We start from the raw sequence: 19,599 nt of genomic DNA, 5'->3' as shown, positions 1-19,599 counted from the left end.
ATGTCAGAGCAGGACCCGAACCACCCAGAGTCCCCGAAGGACTCACCCGACGACGTGACGGAAGCGGCTGCGGCGGAGGCCGCGGAAACGACGGACGTGGCCCGCAGTCTGCGGGGCCTGTCCACCGAGCTCACCGCCCGAGTGCCGCGGCTGCTGGAAGCCATGCGTTCCGTGGGCGCCGGCCTCGAACTGCACTCCACGCTCGACCGGATCTGCGAGACGGCGGCCGAACTGGCCCATGCCCGCTACGCCGCGATCGGGGTCGTGGACCAGGAGGGCAAGGGTCTCTCCGACTTCGTCACCTACGGAGTTCCGGAGCCGGTGGCGCACGAGATCGGCCGTCGGCCGGACGGCCACCGGGGCCTGCTCGGTGCCCTCATCCACGACCCGCGCCCGCTGCGGCTCGCCGACCTGACCACCGATCCGAGGTTCGCCGGATTTCCGCCCGGCCACCCCCTGATGCGCACGTTCCTCGGCGTTCCGATCAGGGTCCAGGGCGAGATCTTCGGCAATCTGTATCTGGCCGAGAAGGACGGCGGCGGCGAGTTCAGCGACTACGACCTGCACCTGGTGCGCGTGCTGGCCACGGAGGCCGGAATCGCCATCGGCAATGCCCGGCTGTACGAGGCGGCCCGGCAGCGCGAGCGGTGGATCGACGGTTCGGTCGCCGTGACGACCGCCCTGCTCTCCGGCGGGGACGCCGACGACGCGCTCACGGTCGTCGCCGAGCAGGCCCGCCGCCTCGCCGGTTCCGCCGCGGGCATCGTGCTGCTGCCCGCCGAGGACGGCGGCCTGGAGATCGTCGCCGTCTCGGCGGAGGACCCGACCGACTCCCTCGGCGTGATCATTCCGGCCCAGAGCCCGGTGGTCGGGATGCTCCTGGGGGGCGAGGCGGTCTTCGTCGACGACTCGGCCACCGACACCCGCATGATCACCAGACTGGCGGACAGGTTCGGGCCGAACATGCTGCTCCCCCTGCACAGCGGGGGCCGGGTGCTGGGCGCGCTCGCCACCCCCCGGGCCAGGGATGGCCGGCCGTTCACGGCGACGGAACGCACGCTGGCCACCCAGTTCGCCTCGCAGGCCGCGCTGGCCCTGATGATGGCCGAGGCGCAGCGCGACCGGGAACGGCTGGCGGTGTACGAGGACCGCGACCGGATCGCCCGGGATCTGCACGACCTGGTCATCCAGCGGCTGTTCGCGACCGGGATGATGCTGGAGAGCGCGCAGCGGCGTTCGGATGTGCCGGAGGTGCAGACCGGCGTCGGCCGCGCGGTCGGCGAGCTGGACGTGACCATCCAGGAGATCCGGACCGCCATCTTCGCGCTCCAGCAGGAGCCGGCCGAGGCGCCGTCCGGACTGCGCACGCGGGTCCTGCGCGAGATCAACATGGCGGCCGTGCCGCTCGGCTTCAAACCGTCCCACCGCTTCGTGGGGGCGGTCGACTCGCTGGTCGGTGAGCTGACGGGCAAGAACCTGATCGCCGCGCTCCGGGAGGCGCTGTCCAACGCCTTCCGGCACGCCGGTGCTGCGCGTATCGAGGTGGTTGTCGACGCGACCGCCACGCTGGACGACGGGCGGGACGCGGTGCGGCTCTCGGTCGCCGACGACGGGGTGGGCATGCCGGAGGGCGGCCGCCGCAGCGGCCTGCGGAACCTGGCCCGCCGGGCCGAGTCGCTGGGCGGGGCCAGCTGGTTCGGGCCCGGGATCGGGGAGGACGGCGGCGGGACGACGGTGGTGTGGCAGGCCCCGCTGTGAACGGGAGCCGGTGGGCGGGGCCGGCCCGCTGCCTCAGTGGCCCCATGGCCCGGCGGCCCGCCGCCGTATCAGCGCCCCGCGAGGCTTCGCGCGCGTTCGGCGAGGATGCGCTCGATGACGACGGCCACCCCGTCCTCGTTGTTCGTGACGGTACGGCCGGAGGCGGCGGCCAGGGCGGCCGGGTGGGCGTTGCCCATCGCGTACGAGGTACCGGCCCAGCTCAGCATCTCCACGTCGTTCGGCATGTCACCGAAGGCGACGACCTCGGCGGCCGAGATACCGCGCTCGGCACAGCACAGCTCCAGCGTGCTGGCCTTCGAGACGCCGGGGCCGCTGACCTCGATGAGCGCGGTGGGGCTGGACCGGGTGAAGGAGGCCCGCTCCCCGGCGGCTGCCCGGGCCAGCGTGAGGAACTCGTCCGGGACGAGTTCGCCGTGCTGGGCGAGGAGCTTCAGCACGGGGGCGCCGGCGCCCGGCGTCTCCTCGTGGAGCAGCTTCTCCGCGACGGCCACGGTGGCGCCCGGGTCGAGGTGGAAGGGCGGGTAGCCGGGCTCGTAGTGGATGCCGGTGGCCAGCTCGACGGCGAAGGCCGTACCGGGTGCGGCGGCGCGCAGGGTGTGCACGACATCGAGAGCCGTCTCCCGCTCCAGGGCCCTGACCTTCAGCAGGCGGCCGCCCGCGTGCAGATCGGCGACGGCGGCGCCGTTGGCGCAGATGGCCAGACCGTGGCCGTGGACGTGGTCGCTGACGACGTCCATCCAGCGAGCGGGGCGTCCGGTGACGAAGAAGACCTCGACCCCGGCCTCCTCGGCAGCGGCGAGCGCCCGGACCGTACGGTCCGAGACGGTCTTGTCGTCGCGCAGGAGGGTGCCGTCCAGATCCGTCGCGATCAGCCGGGGAGCGACAGGAGCGGACTGTTCGATAGCTGAGGTCACCTGTCCATTCTCGCGTACGAGGGTGCACGGGCGTGCGCAGGGGCGCCCATCTGAGTGCGCGCGCCCCTGACCAGCGGAACATTCCTATGGCATATGCCAGAGCCCCCCCCCCGACGGCGTTCACGCCACCACGGCGATGAGGAAGACCCCTGGCACGCCCCGGACGAATCCGGCGCCGCGTGCGGGGAAGGCGGGCGGCATGGGACAGATCCGGGTCGGCACCTGCTCGTGGACGGACAAGGAGCTGGTCTCCAGCGGCTGGTATCCCAAGGGCCGGCGCGACGCGGAGGGCAGGCTGCGCCACTACGCCGAGCAGTTCCCGGTGGCCGAGGTGGACTCCGCGTACTACGGGCTGCCCAGCACCCGCAACAGTCTCCTGTGGGCCGAACGCACCCCGGTCGGCTTCCGGTTCGACGTGAAGGCGTTCTCCCTGCTCACCGGACACCCCACACGGCCGGAGGCGCTGCCGGCCGACCTGCGCTCGGCCCTCGTACGGCAGCGGGGGCGAGGAGGCGTCGATCCGGGCCTGCTCGACGAGGTGTGGGACCGCTACAGCGCGGCTCTCGAACCGCTGCGGACCTCCGGCCGCCTGGGGACGGTGGTCTTCCAGTTCCCTGCCCGGCTCGTGCCGGGAAGGCCGGCTGCGGAGTTCCTGCGTCGGTGCCGTGACCGGGCCACCGGATGGCCGATGGCCGTGGAATTCCGGCATCCCGGCTGGTGGCGCGGGGAACAGGCCGACGCGACGGCCGCCCTGCTGACGGAGCTGGGCGCGGCTGCCGTGGCCGTGGACATGGCGCAGGCCCTTCCCACATCCATCCCGCCTGTCGTACGGGTCACCAACCCGGACCTCGCCCTGGTGCGCCTCCACGGCCGCAACAGCGCCTGGGGGACCGGCACCAAGGAGGAAAGGTTCCGCCACGCGTACACGCCCGCAGAGCTCGCCGAGTGGGTACCGCGCGTCCGCGAGCTGTCCGAGCGGGCCCGGGAGGTCCACGTGCTGTTCAACAACTGCTGCGGTGACGCCGCGGTCCGCGCCGCACAAGCCATGCGGCAACTGCTCGGCCTTTCGTAGGGCCCCATGCGACAGAGCGCTGTGATTCTGCCGATCCACCACTGGCACGCGGGAGGTCGCGAGCGCCGGCGGCGCGCCGAGGAGCTGGGCCTCCCAGCCGCCTACACCTACGACCACCTGTCCTGGCGGGCCTTCCGGGACGAGCCGTGGCTCGGGGCGGTGCCCACACACGGCAGCCGCTGCCGCCACCGAACGTCTCCGGCTCGGCACACTCGTCACTTCGGTCATGTGGCGTCCGCTGGAGCGGACTTACCGCGGTGAGCAGCGTGGTCGGCGCGGATACGCTCGGCCTTGCCGGACGCCTCGGCAGAGTCGACAGGGCCGTGCTCCGCTTCAGCGGCGGCGATGTACTCGTCGATGGCCTCGCGCTGGAGCCGGCCCGCTGCTCGTCCTCGCCATAGGTGTCCACCGTCGCCTCTTCGGTCATGGCCTTGAGTTCGGCCCTGCCCAAGGCGCTCATGACGCCCCACAGCAGCGGCCACTGTGGGGCGTCGGCGTGGCTACCCGAATCCGACCGTCGGCACATCCGTGGCAGCGGGAAGCCCGCGTAAGGCCGGGGTCATGCGTCTGAGCACGGTGATCCTCCCCATCCACCGGTGGGTCGAAGGACAGAAGATCCGGCGGCGGGCCGAAGGCCTCGGCTTCCATGCCGCGTACACATACGACCACTTGTCCTGGCGGGCCTTCCGGGACGGGCCGTGGTTCGGTGCGATCCCCACGCTCACGGCTGCGGCGATGGTGACTCGCAGCATCCGCCCGGGGGCGTTGGTGACCTCGGTCAAGCCTCGTTCGCCTATCTCGTCCTTAATAGGGGCGATCCTGATCTCCGGCGTTGCCACGTGAGGATCTGCCACGGTGGCGAGGGTGCTCATGGTCGCGCCGCAGTCCGGCGGTTCAGGAACAGTGGTCCTGAACCGCAAGATTCGCTTCCAGTGGTGAAAATCAGGTCCGAACTTGCTGGTGGGTGTCATCACTTGGTGTAGTGCGAAGGTGCACCAGGTGGTAAGGCGACGGGCCGTGCAGAAGGCCCTAGTAGCAGTGAGGCGGTCGGGCGTGGCACAGGTCATTGTGGGAGGGCCGGGTACGGGGGCGCGGAGCGCGCCACCGCTGGTCTTGCCGGGAGCGGACAGATTCGCGAGGGAGCTGCTCGACGGAGGCTGGGCAGCGGTGTTCCTGCCCGGTGAGCCCGCCCGGCTCGGGCGGCTGCTGCTGTGGAAGCCCGCCGGAGCAGCTGCCTGGAACGGTGCGGTACCCACTGGCGTCGAGACCGATGCGGTGGAGCTGGTACTGCCGCATGGTCGCTCGGTCCGGCGACGCAGGGTGGAGGGCTATGCGCTTCCTCCCGCCGTTGCCGTTTCCGCTCTGGCCGGAGCCGTACCGGCGCATCCCTCCGGAGTCGCCTGGCAGGCCGCCGCCCGGCTCGCGCTGCGGCTGCTCGCCGACGGCCGCCTCCACCCCGCCCTCACCCCAGCCGGCTACGACACCTGGCAGGTGGGCCCCTTCACCGCTGCCCAGCGGCAGGCGCTGGACGGTCTCGCCGCCGCCTTCCCGCCCCACGCCCACTGTCTGCCCGAGCCCGGCCCGGCCCCGGTGCGAATCGCCGAACCAGGTGCTCTGGTGACCCGGTTCTGTGACGCGGTCGCCGACGATCTGGTCCGTAGCCCGGCTGCTCCGCTCGCCATGGGGGCGCTGCCGTACGCCTGGCGTGAGGCGCGTGCGGTGCCCGCCTTGCGTGAGTGGGCCGAGGAGACCGCCGCCGCGTTCACCGCAGAGGTGCGCGTCTCGCTGCGCGTCGACGTACCGGAGGGGCGGCGTCAGCAGTTCCGGGCCGTCCTGCAGGTGCACACCGCGGCGGATTCGGCGCTCGTCGTCGAGGCCGCACGGCTGTGGAACGCGCCGGCCGAAACGGAACGGCTGCTCGGCCCGCGCGCCGAGACCGAGACGCTGCTCGCACTGCGCCGCGGCGCCCGCGCCTGGCCCCCGCTTCAGCGGCTCCTCAAGGAAGCCGTCCCTGATCAGCTCCGGCTCGCCGACGACGAAGCCCTCGACCTGCTGGGAGATGCCACCGACACTCTGCGCGCGGCGGGCATCGAGGTGCACTGGCCGCGCGAGCTGGTCAAGGCGCTTACCGCGAGCGCGGAGATCGGACAGCGCACCGCACCCGGTTCCAGCGCGGGCGGTCTCCTCGGTGCGGATGCTCTCCTCGACTTCCGCTGGAGGCTCTCGCTGGGCGACGACCCGCTCACCGAGGCCGAGATGGACGCCCTCGCCGAGGCGCGCCGCCCTCTCATCCGGTTGCGCGACCAGTGGGTGATCGCCGACCCGAAGCTGGTCGCCCGGGCCAAGCGCCGCCGGATGGAACCGCTCACCCCCATGGAGGCGCTGAGCGCCGCACTGACCGGCGAGGCGGACGAGGGCGGCGAGCCGGTCCCCTGCACAGCGGTCGGTGCGCTCGGCGCCCTCGTTGCCCGTATCCGCGATCCCGAATCCTCATCTCCGGCTCCGCAGCCTGCCAAGCTCAAGGCCACGTTGCGCGACTATCAGAAGCGGGGCCTCGCCTGGTTGGCCGAGATGTGCGAACTCGGCCTCGGCGGCTGCCTTGCCGACGATATGGGCCTGGGCAAGACCATCACCCTCCTCGCCCTTCATCTGCACCGCCAGACCGACCCGGCCACCGCGGGCCCCACCCTCGTCGTCTGCCCCACCTCCCTGCTCGGCAACTGGCAGCGGGAGGCGGCAAAGTTCGCGCCGGCCACACCCGTACGCCGCTACCACGGCGGCGACCGCCACCTCGAGGGCCTGGCCGACGACGAGATCGTGCTGGTCACCTACGGGGTCCTGCGGCGCGACCGTGACGTGCTCGCCGAGACCGCCTGGTCGCTGGTCACCGCGGACGAGGCCCAGCACGTCAAGAATCCTTACGCCGTCACCGCCCGCGAACTGCGGGCCCTGCCCGCCCGCGCCCGCGTCGCTCTCACGGGCACGCCCGTGGAGAACAACCTCTCCGAGCTGTGGGCGCTCCTTGACTGGACCACCCCCGGACTCCTCGGTCCGCTCACGGCCTTCCGCGACCGGTACGCCCGCCCGGTCGAGAAGGGCGAGGACCCCGAGGCCGCCGAACGCCTGTCCCGTCTCGTGCGTCCCTTCCTGCTGCGCCGCAAGAAGTCCGACCCGGGCATCGCACCCGAATTGCCGCCCAAGACCGAGACCGACCGCGTCGTGCCGCTGACGGCCGAACAGGCGGGACTGTACGAGGCAGCGGTCCGCGAGACCATGGCGAAGATCGCGGAAGCGGATGGCATCGCCCGACGCGGCCTGGTGCTCAAGCTGCTCACCGCTCTGAAGCAGATCTGTAACCACCCCGCCCACTACTTGCGTCAGTCCACGCCGGTAGGTGGCCGCTCCGGCAAGCTGGACCTGCTCGACGAACTGATCGACACCATCACCGCCGAGGGCGAGTCGGTGCTGGTCTTCACCCAGTACAAGCAGATGGCGACCCTCCTGGAGAAGCACCTCGCCGAACGCGGTGTCCCCACCCTCTTCCTGCACGGTGGCACGCCCGTCGCCCGGCGCGAGGACATGGTGGAACGCTTCCAGCGCGGTGACGTGCCGGTGTTCCTGCTGTCATTGAAGGCCGCGGGCACCGGACTCAACCTCACTCGCGCCACCCACGTCGTGCACTACGACCGGTGGTGGAACCCGGCCGTCGAGGACCAGGCAACCGATCGCGCGTACCGCATCGGCCAGGACAGACCCGTCCAGGTACACAAGCTTCTCGCTGAGGGAACCGTGGAGGACAAGGTGGCGAAGCTACTGGAATCCAAACGCGCGCTCGCCGACGCTGTCATCGGCTCGGGCGAGGCCGCCCTCACCGAACTGTCCGATGCCGACCTCGCCGAACTCGTCGCCCTGAGGGGGCGGCCATGAGCCCTTCGCTCCCCGGGCCGCGCCGCGCACCCGCCCGCGGCAAGCGAGCCTTCGCCGCGACCTGGTGGGGCCAGGCATGGGTGACGTCCCTGGAGGACTCGACCCTGGACGCCGGAAGGCTGTCACGCGGACGTACCTATGCCCGCAAGGGAATGGTCGGTTCGATCAACATTGCCCCAGGCCGGATCAAGGCCGCTGTCCAGGGCAGCGAGCCGCGCCCGTACCGCTCCGCGGTCCACCTGCCCGTCCTTACCGATGCGCAGTGGGACACCCTGCTGGACACGATCGCGGCCCGCGCCGGGCATGTCGCCGCGCTCCTCGACGGCGAGATGCCGGCCGAACTCGTCGACGACGCCCGCCAGTCGGGCGTGCCACTGCTGCCCCAGGCCACCGAGCTCGACCCCGAGTGCTCCTGCCCCGACTGGGGCTACCCCTGCAAGCATGCCGCCGCGCTCTGTTACGCCATCGCCGCCACCATCGACGCCGACCCCTTTGTGATCTTCGCGCTGCGAGGTCGCGATCGCGACGAGATACTCGCTCAGCTGCGCGCACGCCGTACGACAGCTCAGGAGGCCGCCACCTCACAGGCCCCGAACGGCATTCCGGCTGCCGCCGCGTACGCCCGCTGGACCGAACACGCACCCGAACCGCCCCGGCCCCCGGCCCCTGCTGCCCACGCCATCGCGCTGCCCGTCGCCCCGCCGTCCGGGACCGGCCTGGCCGCCACGGATCTGGAGCGTCTCATGACCGACGCCGCCGCACGTGCCGAGCGCCTTCTCGCGGGAGACACCACCTGCCTGTACCTGACCCAGCACCAGGACGCCGTACGGATCGCGGCGAGCGGCCCCGGACCCGAGTGGTTCCATCACCTGATCCAGAACACCGGTGCCAAGCCGACCGCATTCGCCCGTCTCACCCGTGCCTGGCGTTTCGGCGGCCCCCACGGCATCACCGTCGCCGAACAGCCCCACACCCCCGACCCGGTGGTGATGACCGCAGCCCGCACCGCCCTGAACACGGCCCTCGCCGAGATGACCACCACGCACGCTCACCTCAAGGGCTGGCGCAACCGGCTCACCCTCACCGACCACGGCATCCAGCTCCGCCTCGGCCCCGACACCCGCTGGTACCCGTACCTCCTGGACGAAGACGGCGAATGGTGGCCCGCAGCACCGGCCGAGACCGATCCGACCGCAGCGCTCACTGCGGTCTGGCGCCGGACCCAGTAACACAGTCCGGGCATCCGCTTGGTGGGGAGCGTGATGGCGTGCGTGCTCAGCGTGGCCGGCTGCGGAGCAGTTCACTGAGCCGGTCACCGATGACGGACACTCCGGGGCGCTGTTCGGACTCGACGTACCAGGGCTTGCGTCGGCGCAGGAGTGCGTCGCCGTGCTTGTTCCAGGTGAAGTCGGGCTGCCGCAGGAGTTTCCGGAACACCGTGTCGACGGTTTTCGGGTGTGCGGCGGCCAGCCGGCGGATGGGCAGCGGTGTGATCGACTCCTCGCGCAGGTACGTGCGGAGCAGGTCCTGGTGGCGTTTGCGGCCCGGGAGGCCGGGGTTCGCGAACAGGTCCCGCAATGATCCGTAGTCCGCGTAGAAGTTGAGTCCGTCGACCTGGCCATAGATGACGCCGACAGTCTCCGCCTCGGCCAGTTCGGGTGACAGTGTGAAGAGGGGCGGGTTCGGGGCGGCGTGTTGTCCGCCCCGGGGGGGGAGCCGGGGCGTTGCCCGGCGCCGGCGGCGTGCTGCCGATGGCGGTAGTAGGCATTGATACGGTCCTCGGCTTCCTCGGGCGTGAGGATCAGCTCGTCGCTGCCGAAGAACTCGGCGAAGGCGGCTCGGTCCTCACGCATCGAGTGCCATCCCTGCTCGACTTTCTCCGGGTTGCGGAAGACGAGGCCGGGCCGGCCGGCGGCCAGGTCAAGGGCCGCGGCGGCGATCTCCGGCATGGCGCTGCGAGGGTAGGAGGACATCACGCCGGAGAAGAGCCACGCGCCGGGCGCTGGTGCCAGCGCTACCAGTCTGGCGCTGAGGAAGCTTCCCTTCGCGACCCTGCGGAGAGCCGTGCGTCCGGCGTTGGTGTAGGTGCGGTACTCGAGGTCGTCCAGCAGGTTGAGCAGGAGCAGGGAGTCGCCGTTCCTGCCCCGTACCTCGAAGAGCCCCTCCACAGGGTCACGCCAGGCCAGCACCATCTGCCGGTCGGCATCGGTCAGGGCCGGTCGCCGGGTGACGAAACGGTCGGCGACCGTGTTGCCGTCAGGAAGGCGGTACTGCAGCAGGAAGTGGTCGATGACGTTGGTCGCGGTCGCCTCGTCCAACACGCCTTCGGGACCTACTGCTTCTGACAGGAGTGGATCGAGGAACCGTTCGAAGGGGCGGCCCTCCCCGAACGCTACGAGGTCTTCCTTCAGTTCGGCACTACGGCGTAGGACCTGAGCGAGATCTGTGAGGGGGTTCATGTCGTGCTCCGACGCGCTTCGGCTCTCGTCCGATTCCTCTTCATCAGCAACCGGACCAGCGCCGGTACGCCTCGACCCAGTGCGCTCCCGCCGGGGGAGGTTGCGGCAGGGGCAGTTCCGCCAGGCCGATGTCCTGCCGGAGCCCATTTCGAACGCAACGGGCGACGATGCGGGAGTCGTTCGTGAGGCGGATCTCGGCCACGTTCACCTCGACACCCCGGACAGTCGTGGTGAACGGAACGTCCAGGTATTCATCGATGATCCCCAGGAATCCGTTGACGGCCTCGACCTCGTCGTACGTGTCAACGGTCGCCTCTTCGATCAGCACGTCCAGTTCGGCGCCGCTCCTCTTTTCCACGCTGCCAGGTTAGCGAGCCTGTGCGCGCCCGGTCGTCCGTCTTCACGAGACCGCCGGCACGGTTGTGCTTCGCTGCTGGTGTGCCCGTCCCTCTCCAGCCAATTCCCGTGCGGGGGCCTGGTCCGGTGTGATGTTGTGACGGGCGCCCGCCCCTGATTGACGCAGGGGCGGGCGTCGTATCAGCTCAGGACCTGGTCAGCCGACGCATACGGTGAAGTTGACCGTGTCGCCGTTCTTGACGGTCTTCGGGGCGTGCGGGGACACGCCGAGCACCGAGCCCGGCTTGCAGCCCTTGACGGCCTTCTTGGTGACGGTGCCGAGCTTCGTCTGCGTCTTCTGCATGTACGTCGTGGCCTCGTCCAGGCTCCAGCCCGCGAAGTCGATCGGGACGCTCTGGCCGTCGGGAAAGAGGTACAGCATGGTGGTGGCGTCGCTGTTGGTGGCCGCGCTGGTAGCCGCCGAGGTCGAGCTGCTGCTGCCGGCGACCGAGGTGGCCAGGGCGGTGCCCCCGCCCGCCGCGATGAGGGCGGCGGCGACGGCGGCGACGCCGATGGTGCGCCTGCGCCGGGTGCGGCGCAGGATCTGGGACGCGTCGAAGTCGGGGGCCTCGGCGGAGTTCGCGAATCGGTTCATGGCGTTCATCAGTTCCTCTTCGAAAGGTGTGCAGCCGGAAGGCCATGCGTCGCCGTAAGAGGTCATCGGATTCCTTCCGTGTGCTGCCGTGGCGAAGGGGCGGAGAGCACGGGGATCTGACTTCTGAGTTTCTCGATCCCACGAGCCAGCTGGGAGCGCACCGTGCTGGGCGATATGCCCATGTCGGCTGCGATCTCGGTGTCGGAGAGGTCGTGGAAGTACCGCAGCACCACGACCGTGCGCATCCGCATGGGCAGTTGTTGCAGGGCGCGCACCAACTGGTCCCGGTTGTCCACCTGCCCGAACTCGTCTCCCGGAGCGGCTTTGTCGCCGCTCTCCGGATCGGAGGTCATGCCCGGACGGCGGAACCTGCGCCAGCGGTCGTTGGCCAGGTTCACCATGATCCGCCGCACATAGAGGTCCGGAGCGTCCTTCCCTGCGATGGTGCGCCATTTGCGGCAGGCCCGCTCCAGGGTCTCCTGGACCAGATCCTCCGCTGCCTCACGGTCGCCCGTCAGGACGAAGGCGCCCCGGAACAGTGCGATCGACCTCGCGGCGACGAAAACCTGGAAGTCCGTCTCCATACGCTCCCCCCTTCCTGTCACCTCTCCTCGACGTGAACACCGCCTCATCTGCTGCACGACTGCAATGAGATCTGGGTCACAGGCATCGCTGCCGCCCGGTGTCAACCGGGCGGCAGCGATGAGACCAGCGGACAGCTGCGGGCCATCGTCTCGGCTGACCGCCACAAGGGAATACGCCCGCCCACAAGGATTAAGGTCACGGCATGCGTCTGAGTACTGTCATCCTGCCTATCCACCGCTGGGCCGAAGGCCGGAAGGTCTGGCGCCGGGCCGAGGAGCTCGGCTTCCACACCGCGTACACCTACGACCACCTGTCCTGGCGGAGCTTTCGAGATCAGCCGTGGTTCGGCGCTGTGCCGACTCTCACCGCAGCAGCCGCGGCCACGGAACGTATCCGCATCGGTACCCTCGTCACCTCAGTCAAGCCTTTTTCGTACATCACGTGCTGACCTGCAGAGACTCGGTTGCCGAGATGCTCGATGCGCTGGATGATGAGGACGACGACATCGATGTGTCCGCGATGATGACCGGATACGCCCGTGTCACGGGAATTCTTCCCAGCACCAGTGCCACACCTCGGTGTGTTGTGGCGAGTCCCCTTGTGGTGGAGTACGCGACGTCCGACTCGGAGTGGGCTCCTGCGTGACTCGGCGGCAGCTTGGGTGGCAGACGGCCAACTACGTTCTGATCCTTGTGACTGCTGGATCTTTGGTTCGGCCCCTTCAGTGCGTCCATTAGCTGAGTTGCTTTAGCACCTGGGTGGCGATGCGCTCGAAGACAGCCAGGTCCGCTGCGAAGCCAGAGTCGGGGATGGGCCAGTGGACCACGATTTCGGTGAACCCGAGGTCGCGGTGGCGGCCGGCGAAGTCGACGAAGGCGTCCACGGACTCCAGCGGCCTGTTCCGGTCGGGGGTGAAGCCGTGGAGCAGGATCTTGTCGAGGTCGGCGACGTCCCTGTCGGCCTCGGAGCACGCCTTGCCGAGCCTTTCGATCTGTCCGCGCAGCGCCTCCACCGACTGCTCCGGGGTTCCCTCCTCGTACAGCTTCGGGTCACCGGTCGTCACCCACGCCTGCCCGTACTTCGCTGCGAGCTTCAGGCCGCGTGGGCCCGTCGCCGCCACTGCGAACGGCAGTCGGGGCCGCTGTACGCAGCCGGGGAGGTTGCGGGCCTCCTCGGCCGTGTAGAAGTCGCCCTTCTGCGAGACCGCGCCCTCGGTGAGTAGGCGGTCGAGCAGTGGCACGAACTCGCCGAACCGGTCCGCCCGCTCCTTCGGTGTCCACGCCTTCTGGCCGAGTGCGGTGGCGTCGAAGCCGTTGCCGCCGGCGCCGATGCCGAGGGTGACGCGTCCGCCGGAGATGTCGTCGAGCGAGATCAGTTCCTTGGCGAGCGTCACTGGGTGCCTGAAGTTTGGCGACGTAACCAGGGTGCCCAGGCGCAAGCGGTCCGTAGCCGTGGCGGCGGCGGTGAGAGTGGGCAGAGCGCCGAACCACGGGCCGTCGCGGAAGCTGCGCCAGGAAAGGTGGTCGTAGGTGTACGCGGCGTGGAAGCCGAGTTCCTCGGCGCGCTGCCACTTGGCGCGGCCACCCTCGTGCCAGCGGTCGACAGGAAGGATCACGGTGCTCAGGCGCAGACTCATGCCGGTGAGCCTACGTCGAGCGCGTTCCTGGTCGCGGCTCGACGTAGGCGAGCCCCCACTGTTCAGGCCCCGGTGCCGTGTGGCTGCCGGGCAGCCCAGAACAGCGAGAAGATTCACCTCGTGACGGTGGCCGGCCATCCGTAGCGGGAGAAGGACGGGCCGCCGTCCCTGTACGCAGCGAGGGCTTGCGCGGCGGTCGGAAACGCGGGCTCGGGGAGGCGTTCGGCCGCGAGCCACTGGACTGCGAGGTGCTTGTCCGGTTCGGCGTTGGTCAGTTCACCAGTCCAGGAGTCGGTGGCGAAGGCGAAGAGCACGAACTGCCCGGACCGGTCCCAGCCCTGCTCGACGTGAACGACGTGGACGAGTGCAAGGTTGGCCGGGTCGACGAGAAGGCCCGTCTCCTCCTTGAGTTCGCGGGCGGCAGCTTCGTCGAGGGGTTCGCCGGGTTCGGCCTTGCCGCCGGGAAGGGTCCAGACCGGTTTCGGGGACCAGCTACGGGCCCCATAGAGCAGGGATGCGACCGTGCCGGTGTTCTTGTCGTGGACGATCACGCAGACCGCATTGCGACTGTTCATCACACTCTTGCTGCTCACCGTGTCCGCTCCTTGTCGACGTGCTTCGGATTCTTCGGGGTCGTGCGGGCATCCGGGGATGCCGGCTCCCTTTTGGAGCGCGGGCGGCTTCAACGCCCGGATACGAGGTGGCCCGCATCGGTGCGCGAGAACACCAGGTCGGTCATCTCCTCGGGGACCGTGGTGCATCGAACGGGCGGCTGCGGGTGCCGCATGGTCCTGGGATAGGCGGTCGGGTCATAGTCGTTGGCGAGGTTGTACGCGTGGAAGCCGTTCTCGCTCAGGATGTCGATGATCCCGGTGGCGCTCTCGCCCTGCTTGGCCAAGAGCCGAGGGGTGATCTCCATGACAAGTTCCGCGTCGTCCGGCAAGTGCGCGAGCGCCGGTAGGAGTCCGCGGACGGCTGCTGCTTCGGCGCCTTCGACGTCGATCTTGATGATCCGAGTGGTAGCGAACTGGGCGCTGCTGATGAGGTCGGCCAGGGGCGCGGTCTGTACGTCGAAGGTCATGTGGGCATGGCGGGGCCGCACGGCGGTGGTGTGGCCGAGGTTGGTGGGGTCCTCCAGGTACAGGGTCTGCCTGCCGTGAGTGTCGGAGACGGCCGATCGGATCGACTGGATGTTGGTGCAGCGATTGGCAGTGATCGCGGCGGTCAGGTCGTCGTGGAACTGCGGGGAGGGTTCCACGGCGATGACGTGCCCGTGGGGGCCGACTGCGTGGGAGGCAAGGAGGCTGAAGGCGCCTCGGTGGGCGCCGACGTCGATGAAGGTGTCTCCGGGGCGGAGCCGGTCGCGGAGGAAGGCGCTCAGGTTCGGCTCCCACTCGCCGAAGAGGTACTGGTAGCGCTGGATGACGTCGTTGGTGGTGACGCCGATCTTGTCGCCGGACCGCAGCCTGACGGTGGTGTGGGCGGGGTGGATTCGCAGGTGCTCGTCGAGGAAGTGGCCGACGAGTCGGGCCTTGCCCACCGTTCCGGGGGCGTAGCGGACGTAGGCGCGCAGCGCGCGGGCGAGTACGGAGGCGGACACGAGCGGTTCCTTCGGGTGGTGGTGAGGAGGAACGGAGCCTTGGGCCGGCCGACGGTGGCAGACTGGCCGAGGAGCGCTGGTGGTGTTGGAGGGAGTTGGCGGTGGCCGAGGACACTCCGGTGGTGTTCCTGCTGGTGGGGCTCACCGGCTCGGGGAAGACCACATATGCCCAGCGGAGGTTGGAACCGGAGGGTGCAGTGCGGCTGTCGGTGGACGAGGTCGTCCATGAGCGGCACGGTCGGTACGGCGTCGACTACCCGGAGAACACCTACTTCGAGAAGGAGGCTCCGGTCGTCGCCGAGCTGCACGAGCGGCTCGCCGAGTTGGTCGCCGAGGGCCGGGACGTGGTGTGGGACCACGGGCTGTGGCCGCGTAAGGACCGCGATGCGATGAAGGAGCTGGTGGAGGCGGCCGGCGGCCGGTGGCGGCTGCTGTACTTCCCGGTGGAGCGCCAGGAGCTGCTGCGCAGGCTGGCGGAGCGCAATGAGCGGGAAGACGCCAACGCGCTGGTCGTGACTCCGGAGGCGCTGGACGACTTCTTTGCCCGCTTCGAGGAGCCTCAGGACGAGGGCGAGGAGACTGTCGAGCCGGGCTGGCTCTGAGCCGTGTGCGGGCGCCAGATGGCTGTGATCTTGGCGGCTTCGGTGGCCCAGCCGCTCGGCAGCCGATCAAGCGTGACGTGCCGGAAGGCCAGACGCGGGTCGGCGACATCGATTCGGCCATTGTGGCGGTCGATGTGCTGCAACAGGCGGGACGCCTCGCTGCGGACAGCCGGGGTGTGTTCAGCCCAATCGCCGGACGTGAACCGGTCGACCCTTCGGCGCAGGTCGTCCAGGATGCCCGAGCGCCACTTGAAGTGGTGCACGCATGCGAGCGTGTTCGGGTCGGGCTTGTGGCCCGGTGCCCGGTGGTTGCCGGACGCAACGGCCACCGAGGAGTGGGCGAGGACGATCTTGCGGGGATCGCCCTTGAGTAGTCGGTGGGTGAGGTGCCCGCCGAGCGGGAAGGACCGGTCCAGTCCGATTTCCGGGCGCCACAGCGCCAAGCGGCCGTCGTTCGTGGCGCGGTCGAGCATCAGCCCACCGATCACCTTGTGCTTGGCGGCCTCGGCCCAGGCGATCATCTCGGTGAGCGGGGCGGGGTAGGTCTGGAACTCGTCGGAGTCGGCGATCAGGTGCCAGCCGGGGCCTGCCTGCTCGCGCAGGAAGTCGCGGAGCCGGGTGTTGGTGTGCTCGTGCCAGGGGCCGGTGCTGATCCGTGCAGGGACAATGCCGAGGTCGTGGCTGGCCGCGACGAGCTGGTGCCGCCAGGCGTCGTGGATGTGGTCGGGGAAGTGGAAAGCGAGGTGGAACCGCTCGACGCCGAGCCGGCGGTAGTGGGCGGTCCAGGCGGCCAGCAGGGCCGGTTCGATCGGGCCGACCACCGCGACCAGGGCGGGAGAGACGGGCGTCTTCATCGGCATTCCTTGGTCAGGCGGGTGTAGGTGTCGGTAAGGAAGGCGGCCTGGTCGGCCGCCGAGTTCATGTCCAGCGCCCCGCACGCTGACGGACCCGGGCGGGCGGGAACGTCTGCCGTGAGCTGGTCCAGCGCTTTGGCGAGGGCGTGCGGATCACCGGAGGGAAAGAGCCTGGTCCACGGCTCCCCGGCGAGGCGGGCGGTCAGCTCGGGGTCGTGCGCGGAGACGATCAGCGGTACACCGAGGCGGACGGCGTCCATGACCAGCCCGGATTCCTTGCCAACGCCGGACTTCCGGGCGACGAGAGCCGCGTCAGCTGCCGCGTACACGAGCCGCAGCACCTGATCACCGACCGGGCCGGGCACGGTGTGCAGGTGGACGTTGGGTAGTTGGTGCCAGCGTGTGAGGACGGCGTCGTCCAGCGGCGTGCCGCACACCAGGACGTGAAGCGGGGCGGTGAGGCGGGCGAGGGCGGCATCGATGGTGGGAATGTCCTTGTAGGGCCACCAGCCGCCGATCACACATACCGCCGTTGCGTCGGCGGGGATCGTGAAGGCGCTACGAGCCCCGTTGCGTTCGGCGTCGGTCAGCGGGCATCCGTCATCAACCGCGAACGCCCTCACCACGCCGGGAAGGTGAGGGAAGCGCGGTCCGACCTGTTCACGGACGGCGGCGGTCGGGTACAGCGCGATCACCTGCTTCTCGCCTTTGCGGGCGAGCCGGCCCAGCCACCGGACGGGACGATCTTCGGTGGTGACCGCCTCGTGGACGAACCGCAGATGCGGGGCCCCGCCGAGCAGTGCGGTGGCACCGTGCAGGGCCTCGCTCGCGCTGAGGATCACCACGGACGAGGCTCGCGGGGCGAGACGGCGTGCGGTGCGAAGACAGGCGGCCTCGGTCAGGCACCTGGCGAGAAGGGTGACCTGGTGCGGGGACCTGCGGATCGTCTGCGGCCAGCTCCGGGTGGCGAATACCCGCTGACCGGCGGCAGCGACGCGGGCTGCCGCCCGTGCGACGGCCATAAAAATCCTCGCTGCCGGCCCGGCCGGATCGGCTGCGACTCGGACGCCCGACCGAACCAGCGGGGCCAGGTCCTCGCTCAGGCCGCCGGGGGCGATGACGAGGCTGCCCGGCCGTTCGGGGGCGAGCGCCGCCAGCGTGCGCTGGTGATGTCCGCCGCCCCGGTGGGCGTACGGCTCGATCAGCACCAGCGGCCCGGGAGCGGCGCTCATCCGGTGACCGCCTGCTCGCCGTACAGCGTGGTGAAGTGCTGGTGCAGCCAGGGCGGGTCGTTGAGAGCCTCGAAGCGCTCAGTATTTCGGGCAGCGTCCTTGGCGAAGCCGAGTCCGTCACGGGCGCCGGCCGCCGCATAGACGGCGAATTCGCCGTCGCGGCTGGCCGTCCAGGCAGCAACGCGTTCCTGGGCGGAGGCGTCAGTCATGCCGTACTCGCTGCCGCGCGCCAGCATCGCGCACTCTCGGAAGCCTGCCTTCCACGCGTGGAAGGGGCTCTGATTGAACCGCGTGACCCCGGCGGTCCGGCGGCAGAACTCGATGCGGCCGGGCAGTGCGGCCAGCACGTCGACGGCTTGGCCCATCTCCCTGAGCGCCGAGCGACGGATCAGCTTGAGGCCGCCGTAGCCGTATGTCAGGCCGTTGACCGGGTTGACCGCCTGCCAGACCCGCATCGCCACACCGTCGGCCAGAGGCTGGACCGCTGCGGTGGGGAACTCGGGGTCGATGGCGAAGTCACCATCCGCGAGGAAGAACTGTTCGGTGTCTACCAGCTCGGCGGTGAGTCGGTAGGCGCGTCGCATCCCGCGCACTCCGTGCAGGCGCTTGACGGTGCCGCGCAGCACCCGGGTGAGGCGGGTGTGCAGAGAGCCGGCCAGTGGCTCGTCGTACGAGAGCTGCACTGCCTCGAATCCGGTCACTTGATCGCCTCCAGGTAACGGGCTGCCACCACGGCGGGCGTGAGGTCGGCGGTGGAGGCATGCGCGCGCTTGGCGTGCACCAGGTAGAACTCGGCATCCGTGGCGAGCCGCTCGGCGATCTGGACGGCCTGTTCGTCGGTGTCGAACAGCAGCTCGTTGTCGATGTGCTCGGCCAGCCAGCCGGTGCGTGGGCCGATCACCGGCAGGCCCATCGCCTGGCAGTCGATCACCGACATGGACCAGGGGCAGCCCGGGCGGAAGGGGGCGATGCCGAAGTGGGTGCCGGCCAGCAGGTTGCGGTAACGGATGCGGTCGCCGCGGTCGGAGGCGATGGTGACGCCGTCCGTGGTCGCCAACTCCTCCAGGTGCCGTTCGGGGCTGGGGTCGAGGCGGATGCGCTCGGGGCTGCGGGTGCCGAACAGGTCCATCACGGTGAGCCGCACCGGGGCGTCGGCGACGAGGCGGCGGGCGAGCTGAGTGAAGCGGGCGGTGCCGTAGTGCCTGTACAGGCGGTGGTTGTAGATGCCGGTGGCCCTGCCTGCGGGCGGGGTGATGTCGGCCGGGTCGCGCACCAGCCGTACATCCCTGGGGGCGGGGACGACGTACAGCTTGTCGCCGAGTTCGACGCCGGTACGGGCGGCGGCTGCGGCGGTCCAGGAGGCTGCGGTGGAGGAGTGGACGAGGACGCGGTCGCAGGCCCCGAGGCCGGCGGCGAAGGCCAGCAGCACGCTGCGGCCCAGGCCCCGGTCGTTCATCGCGGGGTCCAGCTCCAGGACGCCGATGTCGGTGAAGGAGAATGGCAGGTAGTGGCAGTAGCCCGCGATCAGCGCGTCCACCCCTGCTTCCAGGAGCGCGGCCCGGATCGCGGGAGCGGCCTCGATCTGATTGGCCACCACGACCTCGGGTCGCTGGTCGCGGATCAGGGCGACCAGGGCGTCCATGCCGGGATCGAAGCGGGCCCGGTACTTGGTGGACGGCGAGGCGGTGAGCGCGAAGTGCACGCGGGCGTCGCCGACCGGGACGGGCGAGGCCACGGTCACCTCTGCCCCGGCGTCGGTCAGGGCCGGGGCGAGCATGTCGGCGAAGGTGTAGCCGGAATCAGCGGACAGCTGACTGGCGTTGGAGACGTTGAGCAGATACAGCACGCGCATCGCTGAGACCCTCCTCGTTGGGGCCCGGGGGTCGACCTGGGCCGGTAGAGGAAGCAAACTGGCGGACGGGGCCGTGACAGAATGGTGAATCGAGAT

At 70.0% G+C, this 19,599-nt stretch carries 18 protein-coding genes and 3 pseudogenes; 9 read left to right on the top strand and 12 right to left on the bottom strand.

Annotation, left to right across the window (positions count from 1 at the left end; all coding sequences use genetic code 11):
- A complete protein-coding gene (locus tag E6P78_RS04575; protein ID WP_240799060.1) occupies positions 1-1,758 on the top strand; it encodes a GAF domain-containing protein in 1,758 nt (585 codons plus the stop codon).
- Positions 1,759-1,826: 68 nt separating this feature from the next.
- Here E6P78_RS04575 and E6P78_RS04570 read toward each other — a convergent pair whose 3' ends face one another.
- On the bottom strand, positions 1,827-2,693 hold the full coding sequence (locus E6P78_RS04570) for a Cof-type HAD-IIB family hydrolase (protein WP_136202175.1): 867 nt from the start codon (positions 2,691-2,693) through the stop codon (positions 1,827-1,829).
- Between the two features lie 199 nt (positions 2,694-2,892).
- Between E6P78_RS04570 and E6P78_RS04565 the strand changes: the two genes are divergently transcribed.
- From E6P78_RS04565 to E6P78_RS33815, 5 genes and pseudogenes are all read left to right on the top strand, one after another.
- Positions 2,893-3,765, top strand: coding sequence for a DUF72 domain-containing protein (locus E6P78_RS04565; protein WP_136202174.1), 873 nt, complete (start codon positions 2,893-2,895; stop codon positions 3,763-3,765).
- A gap of 6 nt (positions 3,766-3,771) precedes the next feature.
- A pseudogene (locus tag E6P78_RS33240) lies at positions 3,772-4,000 on the top strand (LLM class flavin-dependent oxidoreductase); the annotation flags it as partial.
- Between the two features lie 326 nt (positions 4,001-4,326).
- Positions 4,327-4,566 (top strand): annotated as a pseudogene (locus E6P78_RS04550) (LLM class flavin-dependent oxidoreductase); the annotation flags it as partial.
- A 342-nt stretch (positions 4,567-4,908) separates the two neighbouring features.
- Positions 4,909-7,692: a DEAD/DEAH box helicase gene (locus E6P78_RS04545; protein ID WP_240799073.1), complete on the top strand. Its 2,784-nt coding sequence runs from the start codon at positions 4,909-4,911 to the stop codon at positions 7,690-7,692.
- Positions 7,689-8,921: an SWIM zinc finger family protein gene (locus tag E6P78_RS33815; protein WP_136202171.1), complete on the top strand. Its 1,233-nt coding sequence runs from the start codon at positions 7,689-7,691 to the stop codon at positions 8,919-8,921. Before E6P78_RS04545 ends, E6P78_RS33815 begins: the two co-directional genes overlap by 4 nt.
- A gap of 46 nt (positions 8,922-8,967) precedes the next feature.
- Here the strand turns inward: E6P78_RS33815 and E6P78_RS33230 are convergent, their stop codons facing one another.
- Positions 8,968-9,270 (bottom strand): hypothetical protein, encoded by a 303-nt coding sequence (locus E6P78_RS33230; RefSeq protein WP_240799059.1) that lies wholly within the window; start codon positions 9,268-9,270, stop codon positions 8,968-8,970.
- Positions 9,271-9,416: 146 nt separating this feature from the next.
- Between E6P78_RS33230 and E6P78_RS33225 the strand changes: the two genes are divergently transcribed.
- Positions 9,417-10,037, top strand: a complete 621-nt coding sequence (locus E6P78_RS33225) for a hypothetical protein (RefSeq protein WP_240799058.1) — start codon at positions 9,417-9,419, stop codon at positions 10,035-10,037.
- A gap of 157 nt (positions 10,038-10,194) precedes the next feature.
- Here E6P78_RS33225 and E6P78_RS04530 read toward each other — a convergent pair whose 3' ends face one another.
- From E6P78_RS04530 to E6P78_RS04520, 3 genes are all read right to left on the bottom strand, one after another.
- Positions 10,195-10,509 carry a hypothetical protein gene (locus E6P78_RS04530; protein WP_240799057.1) on the bottom strand — a complete coding sequence of 105 codons (315 nt, stop codon included), beginning with the start codon at positions 10,507-10,509 and terminating at the stop codon, positions 10,195-10,197.
- A 195-nt stretch (positions 10,510-10,704) separates the two neighbouring features.
- Entirely contained in the window at positions 10,705-11,142 is a 438-nt protein-coding gene (locus tag E6P78_RS04525; protein ID WP_240799056.1) for a PASTA domain-containing protein, read from the bottom strand.
- Positions 11,143-11,204: 62 nt separating this feature from the next.
- Positions 11,205-11,726 carry a SigE family RNA polymerase sigma factor gene (locus E6P78_RS04520; protein WP_136202169.1) on the bottom strand — a complete coding sequence of 174 codons (522 nt, stop codon included), beginning with the start codon at positions 11,724-11,726 and terminating at the stop codon, positions 11,205-11,207.
- Positions 11,727-11,929: 203 nt separating this feature from the next.
- On the opposite strand from E6P78_RS04520, the pseudogene E6P78_RS04515 reads away from it, so the two are divergent.
- A pseudogene (locus tag E6P78_RS04515) lies at positions 11,930-12,145 on the top strand (LLM class flavin-dependent oxidoreductase); the annotation flags it as partial.
- A gap of 315 nt (positions 12,146-12,460) precedes the next feature.
- On the opposite strand, the gene E6P78_RS04510 reads toward E6P78_RS04515, so the two are convergent.
- The 3 genes from E6P78_RS04510 to E6P78_RS04500 all read right to left on the bottom strand — a co-directional run bounded on the left by E6P78_RS04510 (position 12,461) and on the right by E6P78_RS04500 (position 14,963).
- Entirely contained in the window at positions 12,461-13,363 is a 903-nt protein-coding gene (locus E6P78_RS04510; protein ID WP_136202168.1) for an LLM class flavin-dependent oxidoreductase, read from the bottom strand.
- Positions 13,364-13,476: 113 nt separating this feature from the next.
- The gene (locus E6P78_RS04505) at positions 13,477-13,956 is read right to left on the bottom strand and encodes an NUDIX domain-containing protein (RefSeq protein ID WP_136202167.1); all 480 of its coding nucleotides are present in this window, start codon (positions 13,954-13,956) and stop codon (positions 13,477-13,479) included.
- An 89-nt stretch (positions 13,957-14,045) separates the two neighbouring features.
- On the bottom strand, positions 14,046-14,963 hold the full coding sequence (locus E6P78_RS04500) for an FkbM family methyltransferase (protein ID WP_136202166.1): 918 nt from the start codon (positions 14,961-14,963) through the stop codon (positions 14,046-14,048).
- A 101-nt stretch (positions 14,964-15,064) separates the two neighbouring features.
- Between E6P78_RS04500 and E6P78_RS04495 the strand changes: the two genes are divergently transcribed.
- On the top strand, positions 15,065-15,565 hold the full coding sequence (locus tag E6P78_RS04495) for an ATP-binding protein (RefSeq protein WP_136202165.1): 501 nt from the start codon (positions 15,065-15,067) through the stop codon (positions 15,563-15,565).
- Here the strand turns inward: E6P78_RS04495 and E6P78_RS04490 are convergent.
- Genes E6P78_RS04490 through E6P78_RS04475 form a run of 4 tightly spaced genes read right to left on the bottom strand, consistent with a single transcriptional unit; the run spans position 15,523 to position 19,503 of the window.
- A complete protein-coding gene (locus tag E6P78_RS04490; protein ID WP_240799055.1) occupies positions 15,523-16,419 on the bottom strand; it encodes a glycosyltransferase family 2 protein in 897 nt (298 codons plus the stop codon). The genes E6P78_RS04495 and E6P78_RS04490 overlap by 43 nt on opposite strands.
- The gene (locus E6P78_RS04485) at positions 16,416-17,651 is read right to left on the bottom strand and encodes a glycosyltransferase (RefSeq protein WP_136202163.1); all 1,236 of its coding nucleotides are present in this window, start codon (positions 17,649-17,651) and stop codon (positions 16,416-16,418) included. Before E6P78_RS04485 ends, E6P78_RS04490 begins: the two co-directional genes overlap by 4 nt.
- The gene (locus tag E6P78_RS04480) at positions 17,648-18,352 is read right to left on the bottom strand and encodes a hypothetical protein (protein WP_136202162.1); all 705 of its coding nucleotides are present in this window, start codon (positions 18,350-18,352) and stop codon (positions 17,648-17,650) included. The genes E6P78_RS04485 and E6P78_RS04480 overlap by 4 nt, the downstream gene beginning before the upstream one ends.
- Positions 18,349-19,503 (bottom strand): glycosyltransferase family 4 protein, encoded by a 1,155-nt coding sequence (locus E6P78_RS04475; RefSeq protein WP_136202161.1) that lies wholly within the window; start codon positions 19,501-19,503, stop codon positions 18,349-18,351. The genes E6P78_RS04480 and E6P78_RS04475 overlap by 4 nt, the downstream gene beginning before the upstream one ends.
- Positions 19,504-19,599 lie beyond the last annotated feature (96 nt).

This window comes from Streptomyces sp. A0958 (genome assembly GCF_004795035.1).
In the GTDB taxonomy this organism is placed as follows: Bacteria; Actinomycetota; Actinomycetes; order Streptomycetales; family Streptomycetaceae; genus Streptomyces.
Note: the sequence above shows the minus strand (reverse complement) of the source record. Positions and strands in the feature narration are given on the sequence as shown.